Below are 17,243 nucleotides of genomic sequence, written 5' to 3' on the forward strand. Positions count from 1 at the left end.
AGCAGCCATTTTTGCGTCTGCCGCCCACAAGGCATGCAACGCGCTAAACGGGTCAGTCCCATACGGATTGACAGCATTTCCCTAACCCCACAGGGAAATCCCCCTCTAAATTCCGATTCAGTAGTGTGGTATTTCCTTAATGAAAGTTTTGAAAGGTCAGGACATCCTGGCACTTGGTTTTATGACATTCGCCCTGTTCGTCGGGGCCGGTAACATCATCTTCCCGCCTATCGTCGGTTTGCAGTCCGGACCCAACGTCTGGATGGCGGCGCTGGGCTTCCTGATCACGGCGGTCGGTCTGCCGGTGATCACCGTCGTGGCGCTGGCCAAGGTCGGCGGAGCGATGGATTCCCTGAGCAGTCCGATCGGCAAGATTGCCGGTGGCGTGCTGGCAGCAGCGTGCTACCTCGCGGTCGGCCCGTTGTTCGCAACACCGCGTACCGCAACCGTGTCGTTCGAAGTAGGCCTGGCGCCGTTGACTGGCGAAAGCCCGCTGGCGCTGTTCCTCTACAGCTCGGTGTACTTCCTGCTGGTGTTCTTCATCTCGCTCTACCCGGGCCGTTTGCTGGATACCGTAGGGCGCTTCCTCGCGCCGCTGAAGATCATCGCCCTGGCGGTACTCGGCATCGCTGCGTTTGCGCTGCCGGCGGGTGATATCGGCGTGGCCACTCCGGAATACGTCGCGGCACCGTTCTCCCAGGGCTTCATCAATGGTTACCTGACCATGGATACCCTCGGCGCTCTGGTGTTCGGCATTGTCATCGTCAACGCGATCCGCTCCCGTGGCGTCGAGTCGCCTGCGCTGATCACCCGTTACGCAATCATCGCCGGGTTGATTGCCGGCGTCGGCCTGGCACTGGTGTATGTCAGCCTGTTCCGTCTGGGTTCCGGCAGCCATGAAGTGGCCGCTGGCGCTACCAATGGCGCGGCGGTGCTGCACGCTTACGTGCAACACACCTTCGGTTCGCTGGGTAGCGGTTTCCTTGCGGTGCTGATCTCGCTGGCCTGCCTGGTGACGGCGGTCGGTCTGACCTGCGCCTGTGCCGAGTACTTCAGCCGCGTGTTGCCACTGTCCTACAAGACACTGGTGATCATCCTGGCTGCATTCTCGCTGTTGGTGTCCAACCTGGGCCTGACCAAGCTGATCGCGTTCTCGATCCCGGTACTGACCGCGATCTACCCGCCGTGCATCGTGCTGGTGGCCCTGAGCTTCTGCGCTGCGTTCTGGCATGAACAGAGCCGCATCATGGGCCCGGTGATGTTGGTGTCGTTCGTGTTCGGCACCATCGATGCCTTGAAAGGCGCCGGTCTGGCTGACTGGCTGCCGTCGCAACTGGCCCACCTGCCGCTGAGTGAGCAGGGCCTGGCGTGGCTGGTGCCATGCGTGATGACCCTGGTAGTTGCCGTTGTTTGCGACCGCCTGCTGGGCAAGCGCGCCGAAGCCCTGGCTTAAGATTGCCCGGCCGCCACAAGCGGCTTCCGAGCGATTAAACAGAAATGCCCCGTATCAATCGATACGGGGCATTTTTTATGGGCGAGAGGCAGTGTCTTTTTCCCTGAGCTAACGTCGAAGGGTTGCCGAAATCTTCATCACAGGGAATTGCATGTCATTCATCCAAGCCAACCAGATCCATCTGCTTGCCGCGCTCTGGTTCGTCATCTGCTGGGGCGGTTACACCCGTTATGCCACCTGGAAGGGCCGCGACACTGCGTGCCTGGCCAGCGTGTTGCACCTGTACCGCGAAGACTGGATGCGCCGCATGCTGCTGCGTGACAACCGCATCGCCGACACCAGCGTGATCGGCAACCTTGAGCGCAACGCCTCGTTCTTCGCTTCCAGCACCCTGATCATCCTGGCGGGCATTCTCACCGTGCTCGGTGCATCGGAGCGTGCGGTGTCGTTGCTGGCGGATATTCCGATGGTGCAGCAGGCTTCCCAGGGCATGTCGGAGATCAAGTTGCTGTGCCTGGCGCTGGTGTTCGTCTACGCCTTCTTCACGTTCAGCTGGTGCATGCGCCAGTACAACTTCGCGGCCATCCTGATCGGCTCGGCGCCGATGATCGGCGAGCGGCACGTGTCCGAGCAGGAGCGCAAGGCGTTCGCTTCGCGGGCGGCGCGGGTGATTTCGATGGCGGCCAACCAGTTCAACTTCGGTCTGCGCTCCTATTACTTCGGCATCAGCATGCTGGCGTGGTTCGTCAGCCCATGGCTGTTCATGCTGATGAGCGCGGGCGTAGTGCTAGTGTTGTATCGCCGCGAGTTTCATTCCGACGTGCTTGATGTAATGGTCTATACCCCTACAGAGGCGCCATTGCCCGACACGATCAAAGAGGCTGCTTGATGAGTATTCCGTTCTGGTGTGTGTTTATCAGTGCGTTGTTGATCTACGTGGCACGTATGCCGGTCGGCAAGGCCATGAAAGAGCAGGGCGGTTACAACAACCACTTGCCGCGTCAGCAACAGGCGCAACTCACCGGTTACGGTGCTCGCGCACTGGCAGCGCATCAGAACAGCATCGAAGCGTTCATCTTGTTTGCCGTGGGTGTGTTGATGGCGCATACCACGCAGACGGCGGGATGGCTGATCGATACGTTAGCGATCATCTTCGTGATCGCACGGATTCTCTACTTGTGGTTTTACCTGGCCGATATCCCGAAGCTGCGCAGCCTGGTCTGGCTGATCGGCTTAGTGTGTTCATTGTTGCTGATGATTAGTCCGACTTTTAGAACTGTCTTGCTCTAATTCGGTATTAGCAAAAAATGACAGGCAAAAGAAAACCCGCACTTGGCGGGTTTTCTTTTTTGCCATCGAGAAGCGGCTTATTGCTTCTTGGCAGCTTCGTCTGCAGCGGCAGCGTTCGATTCGGCCTGATCTTTGGCGGCTTCGGCGTTTTCTTTCGCCGCGTCGTTCACTTTATCCTGAGCTTCATTCATTTTCTGCTGAGCTTGTTCAGCATGTTGGTTGGCATCTTGAGCTTTGTCCTCGGATTTTTTATCGCAGGCTGCGAGACCGAGGGAAGCGGTCAACATCAAGGCAATAGCTAAAGTCTTACGCATGGGGTGTTTCTCCTTATGGAAAATAACTACTGGCCTTAAGAACGCAGCCCCGAGGGTTAAGTTCCTCATTTCTCACAGATATATAAGTTTGTTTTGCAATGGAACTTTTGCTGTTCTTTCCACTACCGGGAACAGTGACTAACAAGAGTAATTATCAAATGGCCGAAAACCCTGTTTTTGAGCGCGCGACCCGCTTTCTTTCGGCCCTGCGCCACTGCCAGGTGCTGGGCTTGAAAGTGCACAGCGCCAGCAGCGAAGGCCTGACCGTGGTCTTGCCGTACAGCCCGCAGATCGTTGGCAATCCGCTGACCGGCGTGGTCCACGGCGGGGCGATCACGTCGCTGATGGACACCGCGTGTGGCATGGCCACCCTGTGCGTGCTGCCGGAATTCGAAGTCTGCCCGACCCTGGATTTGCGCATTGACTACATGCATGCCGCCGAACCGCATAAAGATGTCTATGGCTTCGCCCAGTGCTACCGAGTGACCACCGATGTGATCTTCGCCCGGGGCTTCGCCTATCAGGATGATCCCGAACATCCCATCGCCCACGTCGTCGGCACGTTCATGCGCATGGGCAAGGGCCTCAAAGGCACAAAAGGCTTTGGTGGCGCGATCAAGGGGGACAGCCAATGAACGATGATTTCAAACAGCAACTGCAAGAGGCTCACGCGAAGGCTGACTACGCGCCACTGCTGAAGCTGATTCCCTATGCCGGGCTGATCGGTGTCGAGTGTTCGCGAGTCGGTGATGACCTGTTGTTCAAGTTGCCGGCCAACAAGGACAACATTGGTAACCCTTTATTGCCGGCGATCCACGGCGGGGTGATTGCCGGATTCATGGAGCTGTCCGCCGCCCTGCATCTGCTGATTTTCACCGGTGCGCCCGGTGTGCCGAAGATCATCGACTTTTCCCTCGATTACCTGCGGGCCGGGCAGTTTCGCGATACCTGGGCCAGGTGCCAGGTCTGTCGTCAGGGGCGGCGGGTGGCCAACGTCGCGGTCACGGCCTGGCAAAGCACCGAGAGCGAGCCGATTGCGACTGCCCGCGCCCACTTCAAAATCGACGAGCCCTTGAAATCCTGAACACCGCCCCCAACTCAGTGAACAACCCGCCGCAGACCATTTGGGTCGCGGCCAATGCCATCTGATTGGAGTTTGATGACCATGAGTGTGGAAACTCAAAAGGAAACCCTGGGCTTCCAGACCGAGGTGAAGCAACTGCTGCACCTCATGATCCATTCGCTGTATTCCAACAAGGAAATCTTCCTTCGCGAATTGATCTCGAACGCCTCCGACGCCGTCGACAAGTTGCGCTTCGAAGCCCTGGCCAAGCCTGAGTTGCTCGAAGGTGGCGCTGAACTGAAAATCCGTGTGAGCTTCGACAAGGACGCCAAGACCGTCACCCTCGAAGACAACGGTATCGGCATGAACCGTGACGATGTGATCACCCACCTGGGGACCATCGCCAAATCCGGCACCGCCGATTTCATGAAGAATCTCTCGGGCGATCAGAAAAAGGATTCGCACCTGATCGGCCAGTTCGGTGTGGGCTTCTACTCGGCCTTCATCGTTGCTGACAAAGTTGACGTGTACAGCCGTCGCGCCGGCACCGCTGCCAGCGAAGGTGTGCACTGGTCGTCGAAAGGCGAGGGCGAATTCGAAGTCGCCACCATCGACAAACCAGAACGCGGCACCCGCATCGTCCTGCACCTGAAATCCGGTGAAGACGAGTTCGCCGATGGCTGGCGTCTGCGCAACATCATCAAGAAGTACTCCGACCACATCGCGCTGCCGATCGAGCTGCCGAAAGAAGTGGCCGCTGCCGAAGGCGAAGAGAAGCCTGAAGTTGAATGGGAAACCGTCAACCGCGCCAGCGCCCTGTGGACCCGTCCTCGCACCGAAGTGAAGGATGAGGAATACCAGGAGTTCTACAAGCACATCGCCCACGACTTCGAAAACCCGCTGGCCTGGAGCCACAACAAGGTCGAAGGCAAGCTTGAGTACAGCTCGCTGCTGTACGTGCCGGCCCGCGCTCCGTTCGATCTGTACCAGCGTGAAGCGCCGAAAGGCCTGAAGCTGTACGTACAGCGCGTGTTCGTGATGGATCAGGCCGAGTCGTTCCTGCCGCTGTACCTGCGCTTCATCAAGGGCGTGGTCGACTCCAACGACCTGTCGCTGAACGTGTCGCGGGAAATCCTGCAGAAAGACCCGATCATTGACTCGATGAAGTCGGCGCTGACCAAGCGCGTGCTGGACATGCTGGAAAAACTGGCGAAGAACGAGCCTGAGCAATACAAGGGCTTCTGGAAAAACTTCGGTCAGGTCATGAAAGAAGGCCCGGCAGAAGATTTCGCCAACAAGGAAAAAATTGCCGGTCTGCTGCGTTTCGCATCGACCAACGGCACCGACGGCGAGCAAATCGTTGGTCTGGCCGACTACCTGGCCCGCGCCAAGGAAGGTCAGGACAAGATCTACTACCTCACCGGCGAAACCTACGCGCAGGTCAAGAACAGCCCGCACCTGGAAGTCTTCCGCAAGAAAGGCATCGAAGTGCTGCTGCTGACCGACCGCATCGACGAGTGGCTGATGAGCTACCTGAGCGAGTTCGACGGCAAGAGCTTTGTCGACGTCGCCCGTGGTGATCTGGACCTGGGCAACCTGGACTCGGAAGAGGACAAGAAGGCCGCAGAAGAAGTCGCCAAGTCGAAGGAAGGTCTGGTTGAGCGTCTGAAAACCGCGCTGGGCGAGTCCGTTGCCGAAGTCCGCGTTTCCCATCGCCTGACCGATTCGCCGGCCATTCTGGCTATCGGTGAGCAGGATCTGGGTCTGCAAATGCGTCAGATCCTCGAGGCCAGCGGGCAGAAGGTGCCGGATTCGAAGCCGATCTTCGAATTCAACCCGAGCCACCCGCTGATCGCGAAACTCGACAACGAGACCAGCGTAGAGCGTTTTGGCGACCTGTCGCACATCCTCTTCGACCAGGCCGCCCTGGCGGCTGGCGACAGCTTGAAAGACCCGGCCGCTTACGTGAGCCGTCTGAACAAGCTGCTGGTTGAGCTGTCCGCTTGATCAAACTGTAGAAAAACCCGCTTCGGCGGTTTTTTTCATTCTGGTGTTCAACCAATCAGGAGTCAGAAATGAGCCAAGTCACTGTACGTTCCGTGGTCTATCAGATTGACGGCCAGCCTTATGAAGGTCGTCTGGCGTTCGACGCCGAGCACAAAGGTGCGCGTCCGGGGCTGTTGATGGCGCCGAACTGGATGGGTGTCAGCGCTGGTGCTGAAGAGATTGCCAAATCGGTGGCGGCCAAGGGCTACGTGGTGCTGATCGCCGACGTGTACGGGCAAGCGGTGCGTCCGCAGAACGGCGACCAGGCTGGCGCGGCGATGATGCCGCTGAAAAATGACCGTGCGCTGCTGCGCAAGCGTATGCAGGCTGCGTTCGAACAATTGCAGAAGCAGGGCGAAGCGGCGGTTGATACCTCGAAACTGGCGGTGTTCGGTTTCTGCTTCGGCGGTTGCTGTGCGCTGGACCTGGCCCGCACCGGTGCGGCGGTCAAGGCTGCGGTATCGTTCCACGGCACGCTGGATTCGCCGAACCCGGCGGATGCGAAAAACATCAAGGGCTCGGTGCTGGTGCTGCACGGCGCTTCTGATCCGCTGGTGCCGAAAGAGCAACTGCCGGCATTTGAAGACGAGATGAATGCGGCTGGTGTGGACTGGCAATTGCTGAGCTACGGCGGTGCGGTGCACTCGTTCACCGATCCGCACGCCAATGTGCCGGGCATGATGATGTACGACGCGAAAACCGCTGCGCGGGCGTTCAAGTCGATGCATGACTTGCTGGAAGAAGTGTTCAAGGGCTGATTCGGTTGAAAGCACTCCCACGCCTGGCGTGGGAGTGTTCGTTTACAGCGGTGTCGGCTCGTTGCGCGATTTCGGCAGCTCGATCCGCTCGACTTCCCCCGGTACCGTCGGCCAATCCCCGGCCGCCCACTTGCGCCGGGCCTCATCGATCACCGTCGGATCGCTCGCGACAAAATTCCAGTTGATCCGCCGTGGCCCATCCAGTGGCGCGCCGCCGAACAGTACGGCATGACTGTCGCTCTCGGCGAACAGGCTCATCTCTTCCCCGGCCGGCAACACCACCAGCGCATGGGGTTCGACCGCTTCGCCATTCAATTGCACATCACCGCTCAACACATACAGCGCCCGCTCTTCATGTTCGGTCGGGATCAGCAGGGTGGTCGCGGTTTGCATCTTCAATTCGGCATACAGCGTCGGAGAAAGTACCGGCACCGGCGATTCCAGACAAAAGCCTGACCCGGCAATCATGCGGATCTGCACGCCGAGGTTATCGCTCACCGGCAATGTCGACGCCGGGTGATGGCTGTAATGCCCGGGACCCTGTTCGTGATCCTTGGGCGAGGCGAGCCAGATTTGCAGCCCGTGCATCCTGAAGCTTTGTTCCCACAGCGGTTCGGGCGTGCGCTCGACATGGGCAATCGCGCTGCCCGCCGTCATCCAGCTGACATCGCCAGCGCTGACGACTTGATCGGAGCCGAGGCTGTCCTTGTGCTGGATCTGCCCCTCAAACAGATAGGTCAGGGTCGACAGACCGATGTGCGGATGCTGTCGGATGTTCATCCCTTTGCCTGCGGGATAAACCGTTTCAAGCATGTGGTCGAAAAATACGAAGGGCCCGACGCTGCGGCATTTGGCTGACGGCAGCGGGCGCAGGATCGGCTGGCCTTCGACGTCTTCGGCGCGCGGGCGGATGATCAGGGGGTGGGTGTCCATGGTCCATTCCAGGCTGAGCGGGTGATGCATGGAGCATAACCCGCCGGTGTCGTGGTGGTGATTACTGGCTGTCGAAGCCTTGTGGGGCGTGGGTTTCGATGGTGACTTCGCTGGTGGTCATCAGTTTATGAATCGGGCAGCGATCCGCCACTCGCAACAGCTCTTCGCGTTGTGCGTCGGTGAGCACGCCTTTAAGTGTCAGGGTGACGTGCAGGGCGTATTTGCCTTTCTGTTCCTGACGGTTGTCGCGCTTGACCTCGACACCGACGCCGGTGAGCGGGATGTCTTTTTTCTTCGCGTACAGCTTCAGCGTCAGGGCCTTGCAGGCGCCGAGGGCGGCGTCGAAGTAATCGTGTGGCTCCGGCGCCGAGCCTTCGCCGCCGGCAGTCGTCGGGACATCGGCAAACAGTTCGTGCTCATCGATCTGTACGGTGTGACGGAAACCTTCGGCGGAGATGGTATTGACGGTGACGGTCATGTGAACCTCGCAAGCAGTAGGAAAAGTCATTCGATCAAATAAGACCTTGCAGGTATAGAGCATTCCCGCAGGGGCGCGTTCCACTTTCTTGCGGGTGCGCGGCAGGGCGACAGGTTATGCCGTTGAGTCGAAGATTGCTTGTGTCGGTGTTTCACCTGCGGGGTTGTTTCAAGGTTTTCCAATAATTTCCCATTGATCTTGCAGCGAACGGCGTTCAAGTCCGGCCAATCGACGCTGAATCGTTAATGCCAAGGGTTCGAAGTATTAAGGCCTTTTGATATCACGTTTTGGTCTTACGCAAATTTTCGCCGGGCCGATACCTTCTAAAGCAGCCAGCTGCAGGGTTGATGCAGCGCTTTTGGAAGGAACCAGAGCAATGAGTATCCGTAGTCTCAATATTGCCCCCCGTGCGGGGCTGGGCTTCGGCCTGTTGGCGCTGATGGTGTTCGGCCTTGGCGCATTCGCCTTGCTGCAAATGTCGAACATGCGCGCTCAGTCCGATGAGGTCGACAACAACTGGCTGCCGAGCGTGATGGCGGTGGGTGAAATGAGTCAGGACATGTTGCGCCTGCGCGCCCTGACCATGCGCCTGTTGCTCAATCGCGATCCCCAGGCCCTTGATCAGAATGTTGCAAAGCTCAATGAGCTGCGCGGTGTGTTGAGCGAAGCCCAGCAGCGTTACGACGTATTGATCGTGTTGCCCGAAGAGCGGGCGCTGTTCGACCGCTTCAAGGTGGCCGAACACAAGTATCTGGAGCTTCAGGCCCAGGTGATGGCGCTGTCGGCCCAGAACCGGGTGGAAGAGGCGGCGAGCATTCTCAATGCGCAGATGAGTCCGTTGGCCGATGACATCGCGGTCACCCTGAAAGAACTGGTGGAGCTGAACAAGCACAATGCCAACCTCGCCACAGAGGCGGCGCGGCTGGTGTTCATCAATTCGCGGGTCTGGGTCGGGGTAATGATCGGCATCACTGCGCTGATCACCTTTGGCCTCGCGCTGCTGTTGACCCGCAGTATCGTGGTGCCGCTCTCGCAATCGCTGGGGGTTGCCGAAGTAGTGGCCGGCGGCGATCTGACCGGTGACATCAGCATCATTGGCAAGGATGAGCCGGCGCGGCTGCTGCACGCGCTCAAGAGCATGCAGCACAGCCTGCGCGACACCATCCGGCAGATCTCGGAGTCTTCCAGTCAATTGGCCTCGGCGTCGGAAGAGCTGAGCTGCGTCACTGAAGATGCCACGCGAGGGCTGCATCAGCAGAGCCTGGAGATCGAGCAGGCTGCAACGGCAGTGAATCAGATGACCGCTGCGGTGGAAGAGGTTGCCAGCAATGCTGTGGCGACCTCCGAGGCGTCGCGCGAATCGGATCGCATCGCCCAGCATGGCCGTGAGCAAGTGCAGCAGACCGTGTCGTCCATCGAGCTGCTGGCGGACGATGTCACTGCCAATGCCACGCAGGTCGAGGATCTGGCGCAGAAGGTCTACAGCATCAGCAAAGTGCTGGAGGTGATCCGCTCGATTGCCGAGCAGACCAATCTCCTGGCATTGAACGCGGCGATCGAAGCGGCCCGCGCCGGTGACGCCGGGCGCGGTTTCGCGGTGGTGGCCGACGAAGTCCGGGCGTTGGCCCATCGCACCCAGCAATCGACCCAGGAAATCGAGCAGATGATCGGCGGTATCCAGCAGGGCACCGATTCGGCGGTCAGTTCGATGCAGCAGAGCAATGTCCGCGCGCGCTCGACCCTCGATCTGGCGAAAGCTGCCGGGGTGGCGCTGGAGGAAATCGCTTCGGCGTTCACCTTGATCAACGAGCGCAACCTGGTGATCGCCAGTGCGTCGGAAGAGCAGGCTGCCGTGGCGCGGGAGGTGGATCGCAATCTGATGAATATCCGCGATCTGGCGATGCAGACCTCGGCCGGGGCCAATCAGACCAGCGCCGCGAGCCAGGAATTGTCACGGCTGGCGGTGGATCTGAACAATATGGTGGCCAAATTCTCGGTTTAATCACTGAATGACAGGCGAAAAAAAGCCCCGCAATCGCAGGGCTTTTCGTTGAATCAGCTGCCTTTGACAGGCTTGCCGTTGACCGTGCCGTCGAGGAGCATGATGTTGTACTCCTTGCCGTCGGTTTCGACCTGTTGCAGGCGGACCAGCAGGTAATCCCAGTCCTTGGCGAACCACATCACGGTGGTGCGTTTGCTTTGTGTCGGATCGCGCACGCGCTCGACCTTGATCGCGTCGATCTTGCCGGCCTTGGTCTCGACTTTCTCGGAGCCCAATACGCGGAAGTCATAGGTATCGACTTCACCGCCGTCGACCACTTGATAGCTCATGGTCTTCTTGCCGGAGGCGACGTCATGCTGCAGTGCCAGCTGGTAAGTGGATTTGTCGACCATGCCACGGTTCAGCGGGACTTTTACCGCGTCGCCGCGATCGGTGCCGGTGACCATCTTGGTGGTCCAGTCGAAGTCCAGGTCAGCCTTTTTCGCTTTGCCCAGGCCGCCACGTTCGAAGTGGTAGGACTGCGGGAGCAGGGTGTCCTTGTCCAGGGTCAGGGTGCTTTCTTCGGACAGGCTGGCGATCATCATCGAAGCCTTGAAGGTGAGCTTCCAGACGCCGTTGGCTTCCTTGGTCAGGCTGCGTTCGGCAGTGCCGCTCATGGGCAACTGTTTCCAGTCGGCGGTGTAGCTGGCGGAGAACGGTTGAAGGTCTGCCGCCTGGGCGAAAGGCAGGGCGAGCAGAGCGCAAGCGAAGAGCAGGGCGCGACGCATAAAATCTCCTAGTTTCGAATCAAGTGACCGCTGGCCCCAAGTAACTGGCCATCCAGTAAAGCACCTTGCTCGCCGAGGGTCAGCCGTCCTTCGGCAAACCAGCGTACGGCCGTCGGGTAGATCAGGTGTTCCTGAACGTGAACCCGTTGCGCCAGACTCTGCGGCGAATCGTGCAACTCTACCGGTATTACTGCCTGTACGACCAGTGGTCCGCCATCGAGTTCCTCGGTGACGAAGTGCACGGAGCAGCCGTGTTCGGCGTCGCCGGCCTCCAGCGCGCGCTGATGAGTGTGTAACCCTTTGTATTTGGGTAGCAGCGACGGGTGGATGTTGAGCAGGCGACCCTGGTAATGACGGACGAAGTCAGCGCTGAGAATGCGCATGAACCCGGCCAGTACCACGAGTTTGGGCTTGAAGGCGTCGATCAGTTCGATCAGGGCGGCATCGAAGGCCTCGCGGCCTTCGAACCCCTTGTGATCCAGCGAGCGGGTGGCGATACCCGCGTCACTGGCGCGTTGCAGGCCGTAAGCGTCGGCGCGGTTGGAAATCACCGCAGCGATGCGGACCGGGCTGTCGCCGGTCCGCGTGCTGTCGATCAGAGCCTGCAAGTTACTGCCGGTGCCGGACAGCAGCACCACGACATCACAGGTTGCGGACATTAATGAGCCTTAAGGTTCTGCAGATCAACCTGGGCAGCGCCTTCGGCGGCAGCAGCGATCTGGCCGATGACCCAAGGCTGTTCGCCGGCGTCACGCAGGGTGTTCAGGGCAGTTTCAACGTGCTCCTGAGCCACGCAGATCACCATGCCCACGCCGCAGTTCAGCACGCGGTGCATCTCGGTTTCGTCGACGTTGCCTTTCTCTTGCAGCCAGTCGAAGACGGCCGGGCGAGTCCAGCTGGCCACGTCGACCACCGCTTGAGCGCCTTTCGGCAGAACGCGCGGGATGTTGTCCAGCAGGCCGCCACCGGTGATGTGGGCCATGGCTTTGACGGCGCCGGTGTCCTTGATCAGCTTGAGCAGCGGCTTCACGTAGATGCGGGTCGGGGCCATCAGCAGTTCGGTCAGCGGCTTGCCGTCGAGCTGAACGGTTTCGATGTCGGCACCGGACACTTCGATGATCTTGCGGATCAGCGAGTAGCCGTTGGAGTGTGGGCCGGACGATGGCAGGGCGATCAGGGCATCACCGGTGGCGACTTTCGAGCCGTCGATGATTTCCGCTTTTTCCACGACGCCGACGCAGAAGCCGGCCAGATCGTAGTCTTCGCCTTCGTACATGCCAGGCATTTCAGCGGTTTCGCCGCCAACCAGGGAGCAGCCAGCCAGTTCGCAGCCTGCACCGATACCGGTGACGACGGTGGCGGCAACATCAACGTTCAGCTTGCCGGTGGCGTAGTAGTCGAGGAAGAACAGCGGCTCGGCGCCGCACACCACCAGATCGTTGACGCACATGGCGACCAGGTCCTGGCCGATGCTGTCGTGCTTGTTCAGGTTCAGCGCCAGGCGCAGCTTGGTGCCGACGCCGTCGGTGCCGGAAACCAGTACTGGCTGTTTGTAGCCGGCCGGGATTTCGCAGAGGGCGCCGAAACCGCCCAGTCCGCCCATGACTTCCGGGCGCGCAGTGCGCTTGGCGACGCTCTTGATGCGTTCGACCAATGCTTCACCGGCGTCGATGTCTACACCGGCGTCCTTGTAGCTCAGGGAGGGTTGCTTGCTCATGATCCAGGCCTTTAGGGGAGGGGATTCAGGGGTAACGACCGAGTCCAGCGGGAACGCCGAAAACGACAGAGGCGATTGCCTCACGCGAAATCGATGTGCCCGGCTGTTGCCGGTCTGCGAAGGCGCGCGATTTTATCAGGCTTGAGGGGCAGCGGCCATCCTCACGCCGACGGGCAGGGGCATATCGGCCGAAAAATTTTGCAATTGATGCTTCGGGTGACATCACAGGTGCCTGTATAAGGAACCGTCTATCGTTAGGGCTGTGCAAAAACTTATCGCCAGCGTGTGAATGTTTTGCAACGGCCAGTGGTCACAGGCTTGCTCAATCCGGTTCACGCGGCCTGTTCCAGCCGCTCTTGTCGACGGGAATTCTCCATGCGTTTGTGTAAATTGCTGTTAGTGGGTTGCTTGTCTCTGGTCAGCCTGGCGAGCCAGGCCGAAAACGTCAAAGGGCTTTATCAGGTGCGCGAACCGGTCAACGGCCAGTCACCGGAGGAGCGTGATCGCGCCACTCAATCCGCGCTCGACACACTGGTGCTGCGTCTCACCGGCGACCCGAAGGCGCCGCAGAACCCCGGGCTGGCGCCGATTCGCAAGGACCCGCAGCAGATCATCAGTCAGTTCGGCTTCGATGCCGGGCCGCCGGAGGTATTGAAAGTTGATTTCGACCCGGCCACCACCGAGCAGGCATTGCGCCGTGCCGGGCTGGCGCTGTGGGGGGCGAGTCGGCCGTCGATCCTGAGCTGGTGGCTGAACGACTCCGCCGAAGGCTCGAGTCTGGTGGGCGACGGTCAGGCCAGTGCCACACCATTGCGGCGTGCCGCCCAGCACCGAGGGTTGCCGTTGCGCCTGCCGCTGGCGGATCTGAGCGAACAATTGGTCGCGACCGCGCCGACGCTCGAAGGCACCGATCCCGCGCCGTTGCATGCAGCCTCTGAGCGTTACAACGCTGACGCCTTGCTCGCCGTGCATGCCCGCGAAGAAGGCGGTCAGTGGCAAGCCAAATGGCATTTGTGGCTGGGCGATCAAAAGGAAGCGGGCAGCGTGCAAGGGGCAGATCAAGCCGCTGTCGCCGATGCTGTGATGCTGGCGGTCGCCGAGCGTCTGGCGCCTCGTTTTGTCGCCAAGCCGGGCGCTTCGGGTCAGCAGACTCTGGAAGTGCAGGGCATGAATCTGGAGCATTACGCGACGTTGCTGCGGATGCTCGAACCCTTTGGTGTGCGTCTGCAGAGTGTCGATGCCGATCGCATTGTGTATCGGGTGAACGGCAGTGCCGATCAGTTGCGGGCGCAGTTGTCGCTGGCGAAGTTGCAGGAAATGCCGGCTGAGGCACCGGCTCCGGTGGCTCCGCAACCCGCAGTGCCGGGTGGTGCGCCTGTCGTTGCGCCGGCACCGATACCTGCGGCGCCGTCGTTGCGGTTTCGCTGGTAGGTTTTTCTTTCATATATAGAAGCAATGGAGTGTTACATGGCCGATACGCGGCGTTGGTTCTGGCTCGGTGGGGTGCTCCTGCTTTGCGCGTTTGTCTGGTTGCTGCATCCGATCCTCACGCCGTTTCTGGTGGCGCTGTTGCTCGCTTATCTGTTCGACCCTTTGGTGGATCGTCTTGAGCGACTTGGCTTGTCCCGTACCTGGGGCGTGATTGCGGTGTTTGCCTTGTTCACCCTGATCGTCACCACGTTGCTGCTGGTGCTGGTGCCGATGCTCGCCAAGCAGTTACTGCGACTGTATGAGCTGGCACCGCAGATGCTCGACTGGCTGCAGCACACAGCACTGCCGTGGGCGCAGTCGAAGCTGGGGCTGTCGGAGGGCTTCTGGAAATTCGACAAGGTCAAGGCGGCGATCACCGAACACATGGGCCAGACCACCGACATCGTCGGTGTGGTGCTGAGTCAGGCCACGGCCTCAAGTCTGGCGCTGATCGGCTGGTTGGCGAATCTGGTGCTGATCCCGGTGGTGAGTTTCTACTTGCTGCGCGACTGGGACGTGATGATGGCCAAGATCCGCAGCCTGTTGCCGCGTGACCGCGAAGAGCGTGTGGTGGCTCTGGCCGGCGAGTGTCACGAGGTGCTTGGCGCTTTCGTGCGCGGCCAGTTGCTGGTGATGCTGGCGTTGGGCGTGATCTATGCGGCGGGCCTGATGATTGTCGGCCTGGAACTGGGCCTGTTGATCGGCCTGATCGCTGGTCTGGCGGCCATCGTGCCTTATATGGGGTTTGTGATCGGGATCGGTGCGGCGTTGATTGCCGGGCTGTTCCAGTTCGGTGGTGATCTGTATCCGATGATCGGGATCGTGGCGGTGTTCATGGTCGGTCAGGCATTGGAGGGCATGGTGCTGACGCCATTGCTGGTGGGTGATCGAATCGGTTTGCATCCGGTGGCGGTGATCTTTGCGATCCTGGCCGGCGGCGAGTTGTTCGGTTTCACCGGTGTGCTGCTGGCGTTGCCGGTGGCGGCGGTGATCATGGTGTTGGTGCGCCACGTCCATGACTTGTACAAAGACTCCGACATTTATAGCGGAGTGGATGATCCGAAGCTGTAAGGCGAGGGAGGGGCGCCCGGTGGATTGCCGGGTTGGCCCGTCTCATGCAGGCAATGCTGGCACTCGTGCGCCAAAGAAACTGTCATAAAACCAGCGTGTTAACGCAAACCTTTGATTTTGCTTGGGGTCTGTCGCATTGTGCGCTCCGCTTCACGGGTATAAACTTCGCACACTTTACACAGAGGCCACTAACGGTTCCTTGGGAACTGTTCAGTCAGCATGAAACCGATTCAGCTGCCCCTAGGTGTGCGTCTGCGTGACGACGCCACCTTCATCAACTACTACCCAGGCGCCAATGCCGCTGCACTCGGCTATGTCGAGCGTCTATGCGAAGCCGACGCCGGCTGGACCGAAAGCCTCATCTATCTGTGGGGCAAGCACGGGGTAGGGCGTACGCATCTGTTGCAGGCCGCGTGCCTGCGTTTCGAACAGATGGGCGAGCCGGCGGTGTACCTGCCGCTGGCCGAGTTGATGGATCGCGGCATCGAAATCCTCGACAACCTCGAACAGTACGAACTGGTCTGTCTGGACGACTTGCAGGTGATCGCCGGCAAGCCCGACTGGGAAGAGGCGATGTTTCACCTGTTCAACCGTCTGCGCGACAGTGGTCGCCGCTTGTTGATCGCCGCTTCAACCTCGCCACGTGAATTGCCGGTAAAACTGGCGGACTTGAAATCGCGCCTGACCCTGGCGCTGATTTTCCAGATGCGTCCTCTCTCCGATGAAGACAAATTGCGTGCCCTGCAATTGCGTGCATCCCGTCGCGGTCTGCATCTGACCGATGAAGTCGGGCATTTTATTTTGACTCGCGGGACCCGCAGCATGAGCGCGCTTTTTGACCTGCTCGAGCAGCTCGATCAGGCCTCTTTGCAGGCTCAGCGCAAGCTGACCATTCCCTTCCTGAAAGAAACCCTGGGCTGGTAAAACCGGGGCTTTCAGCGGGTTTCGGCATATTTCAGGCGCCAGAAAATCCGCTTTCCTGTGCGCTGCACAGGCCGCGTCTCGATTCAAATAGGCTTAAGCGCTTAGATGTAAACGAGAAACCGAGAAGTCACAAAAAGATCGATTGAATTTGCAAATGAGGCTGATAGCGGGCATAGTCTCGGCTTCTTTACAACTATCAGCCACGGTCGTGCCCATGCTAAAGCGCTTCGCACCCCTCGTGCCTCTCGCACTCGTCACCCTGTTGTTCGGTTGCGCTGCTCATTCACCTGTTAATCAAGAGCAGCAACAGGCTAAAAATTCTGCCACCGCTCAGTCTTCCGTTATTTATCAGGAAGAGCTGGACACCGAGAAAGAACTCGCCGCTTTCAACGGCAAGAAGCCTTATCAGCTTCCGGTTCTGGCAGACAGTATTCTTGAACGCGGCATGTCCCTGATCGGTACCCGTTACCGTTTCGGCGGTACCTCTGAAGCCGGGTTCGATTGCAGCGGTTTCATCGGCTATCTGTTCCGCGAAGAAGCCGGCATGAACCTGCCGCGCTCCACCCGCGAAATGATCAACGTGGATGCTCCGCTGGTATCGCGCAGCAACCTCGAGCCGGGCGACCTGCTGTTCTTCGCCACCAATGGTCGTCGCGGTCGTGTAAGCCACGCCGGGATCTACCTGGGCGACAACCAGTTCATCCACTCCAGCAGTCGTCGCAGTGGCGGTGTCCGCATCGACAGCCTGGGTGACAGCTACTGGAGCAAGACCTTCATCGAAGCCAAACGCGCTTTGGCGAACGCTCCAACCGTGGTTACCGCTCGTAAGTAATCACGCCTTGGTCGCCACGCTCGTGGCGACAAGCGGTCCTTCAGGGGCAATAGACTTAAACTTTACAAGGTGAAGTTAAAGTCTTACTTGAAGTTTGCCGCGTAGCCGCTAGAATCCTGATCTAT

Annotated in this window: 18 protein-coding genes; 12 read left to right on the forward strand and 6 right to left on the reverse strand. The window is 59.5% G+C overall.

Annotation, left to right across the window (positions count from 1 at the left end; all coding sequences use genetic code 11):
* Positions 1–139: 139 nt before the first annotated feature.
* From brnQ to AC3WRD_RS09870, 3 genes are all read left to right on the forward strand, one after another.
* Positions 140–1,453, forward strand: a complete 1,314-nt coding sequence (gene brnQ / locus AC3WRD_RS09860; RefSeq protein WP_102620367.1) for a branched-chain amino acid transport system II carrier protein — start codon at positions 140–142, stop codon at positions 1,451–1,453.
* 151 nt (positions 1,454–1,604) lie between these two features.
* Entirely contained in the window at positions 1,605–2,342 is a 738-nt protein-coding gene (locus AC3WRD_RS09865; protein ID WP_096822976.1) for a DUF599 domain-containing protein, read from the forward strand.
* Positions 2,342–2,743, forward strand: a complete 402-nt coding sequence (locus AC3WRD_RS09870; protein WP_096822977.1) for an MAPEG family protein — start codon at positions 2,342–2,344, stop codon at positions 2,741–2,743. Before AC3WRD_RS09865 ends, AC3WRD_RS09870 begins: the two co-directional genes overlap by 1 nt.
* Positions 2,744–2,820: 77 nt before the next feature.
* Here AC3WRD_RS09870 and AC3WRD_RS09875 read toward each other — a convergent pair whose 3' ends face one another.
* Complete coding sequence (locus AC3WRD_RS09875; protein WP_085682944.1) at positions 2,821–3,057, reverse strand: hypothetical protein; 237 nt, start codon at positions 3,055–3,057, stop codon at positions 2,821–2,823.
* 158 nt (positions 3,058–3,215) lie between these two features.
* Between AC3WRD_RS09875 and AC3WRD_RS09880 the strand changes: the two genes are divergently transcribed.
* The 4 genes from AC3WRD_RS09880 (at position 3,216) to AC3WRD_RS09895 (ending at position 6,924) form a co-directional block, all read left to right on the forward strand.
* Complete coding sequence (locus tag AC3WRD_RS09880) at positions 3,216–3,692, forward strand: PaaI family thioesterase (RefSeq protein ID WP_096822978.1); 477 nt, start codon at positions 3,216–3,218, stop codon at positions 3,690–3,692.
* The gene (locus tag AC3WRD_RS09885; RefSeq protein WP_102620368.1) at positions 3,689–4,141 is read left to right on the forward strand and encodes a PaaI family thioesterase; all 453 of its coding nucleotides are present in this window, start codon (positions 3,689–3,691) and stop codon (positions 4,139–4,141) included. The genes AC3WRD_RS09880 and AC3WRD_RS09885 overlap by 4 nt, the downstream gene beginning before the upstream one ends.
* 81 nt (positions 4,142–4,222) lie before the next feature.
* Positions 4,223–6,127, forward strand: a complete 1,905-nt coding sequence (gene htpG, locus AC3WRD_RS09890; protein WP_102620394.1) for a molecular chaperone HtpG — start codon at positions 4,223–4,225, stop codon at positions 6,125–6,127.
* 68 nt (positions 6,128–6,195) lie between these two features.
* The gene (locus tag AC3WRD_RS09895; protein ID WP_102620369.1) at positions 6,196–6,924 is read left to right on the forward strand and encodes a dienelactone hydrolase family protein; all 729 of its coding nucleotides are present in this window, start codon (positions 6,196–6,198) and stop codon (positions 6,922–6,924) included.
* Positions 6,925–6,966: 42 nt separating this feature from the next.
* On the opposite strand, the gene AC3WRD_RS09900 is transcribed toward AC3WRD_RS09895, so the two are convergent.
* Both AC3WRD_RS09900 and AC3WRD_RS09905 read right to left on the reverse strand, forming a co-directional pair.
* Positions 6,967–7,857 carry a pirin family protein gene (locus AC3WRD_RS09900; protein ID WP_102620370.1) on the reverse strand — a complete coding sequence of 297 codons (891 nt, stop codon included), beginning with the start codon at positions 7,855–7,857 and terminating at the stop codon, positions 6,967–6,969.
* A 61-nt stretch (positions 7,858–7,918) separates the two neighbouring features.
* Positions 7,919–8,335: an OsmC family protein gene (locus tag AC3WRD_RS09905; RefSeq protein WP_102620371.1), complete on the reverse strand. Its 417-nt coding sequence runs from the start codon at positions 8,333–8,335 to the stop codon at positions 7,919–7,921.
* Between the two features lie 376 nt (positions 8,336–8,711).
* On the opposite strand from AC3WRD_RS09905, the gene AC3WRD_RS09910 reads away from it, so the two are divergent.
* The gene (locus AC3WRD_RS09910) at positions 8,712–10,337 is read left to right on the forward strand and encodes a methyl-accepting chemotaxis protein (RefSeq protein WP_102620372.1); all 1,626 of its coding nucleotides are present in this window, start codon (positions 8,712–8,714) and stop codon (positions 10,335–10,337) included.
* Positions 10,338–10,390: 53 nt separating this feature from the next.
* On the opposite strand, the gene AC3WRD_RS09915 is transcribed toward AC3WRD_RS09910, so the two are convergent.
* The 3 genes from AC3WRD_RS09915 to purM are packed head-to-tail and all read right to left on the reverse strand — an operon-like array spanning position 10,391 to position 12,821.
* On the reverse strand, positions 10,391–11,104 hold the full coding sequence (locus AC3WRD_RS09915) for a DUF3108 domain-containing protein (RefSeq protein ID WP_096822984.1): 714 nt from the start codon (positions 11,102–11,104) through the stop codon (positions 10,391–10,393).
* Positions 11,105–11,112: 8 nt separating this feature from the next.
* Complete coding sequence (gene purN / locus AC3WRD_RS09920) at positions 11,113–11,763, reverse strand: phosphoribosylglycinamide formyltransferase (RefSeq protein ID WP_102620373.1); 651 nt, start codon at positions 11,761–11,763, stop codon at positions 11,113–11,115.
* Positions 11,763–12,821 (reverse strand): phosphoribosylformylglycinamidine cyclo-ligase, encoded by a 1,059-nt coding sequence (gene purM, locus AC3WRD_RS09925; RefSeq protein WP_102620374.1) that lies wholly within the window; start codon positions 12,819–12,821, stop codon positions 11,763–11,765. The genes purN and purM overlap by 1 nt, the downstream gene beginning before the upstream one ends.
* 375 nt (positions 12,822–13,196) lie before the next feature.
* Between purM and AC3WRD_RS09930 the strand changes: the two genes are divergently transcribed.
* From AC3WRD_RS09930 to AC3WRD_RS09945, 4 genes are all read left to right on the forward strand, one after another.
* Positions 13,197–14,252, forward strand: coding sequence for a DUF2066 domain-containing protein (locus tag AC3WRD_RS09930; RefSeq protein ID WP_102620375.1), 1,056 nt, complete (start codon positions 13,197–13,199; stop codon positions 14,250–14,252).
* A gap of 36 nt (positions 14,253–14,288) precedes the next feature.
* Complete coding sequence (locus AC3WRD_RS09935) at positions 14,289–15,362, forward strand: AI-2E family transporter (RefSeq protein ID WP_096822987.1); 1,074 nt, start codon at positions 14,289–14,291, stop codon at positions 15,360–15,362.
* A gap of 219 nt (positions 15,363–15,581) precedes the next feature.
* Positions 15,582–16,286: a DnaA regulatory inactivator Hda gene (hda, locus tag AC3WRD_RS09940; protein ID WP_025111852.1), complete on the forward strand. Its 705-nt coding sequence runs from the start codon at positions 15,582–15,584 to the stop codon at positions 16,284–16,286.
* Between the two features lie 214 nt (positions 16,287–16,500).
* Positions 16,501–17,118, forward strand: a complete 618-nt coding sequence (locus AC3WRD_RS09945; protein ID WP_096822988.1) for a C40 family peptidase — start codon at positions 16,501–16,503, stop codon at positions 17,116–17,118.
* Positions 17,119–17,243: the final 125 nt, after the last annotated feature.

The sequence above is a fragment of the Pseudomonas sp. FW215-R2 genome (genome assembly GCF_058789255.1).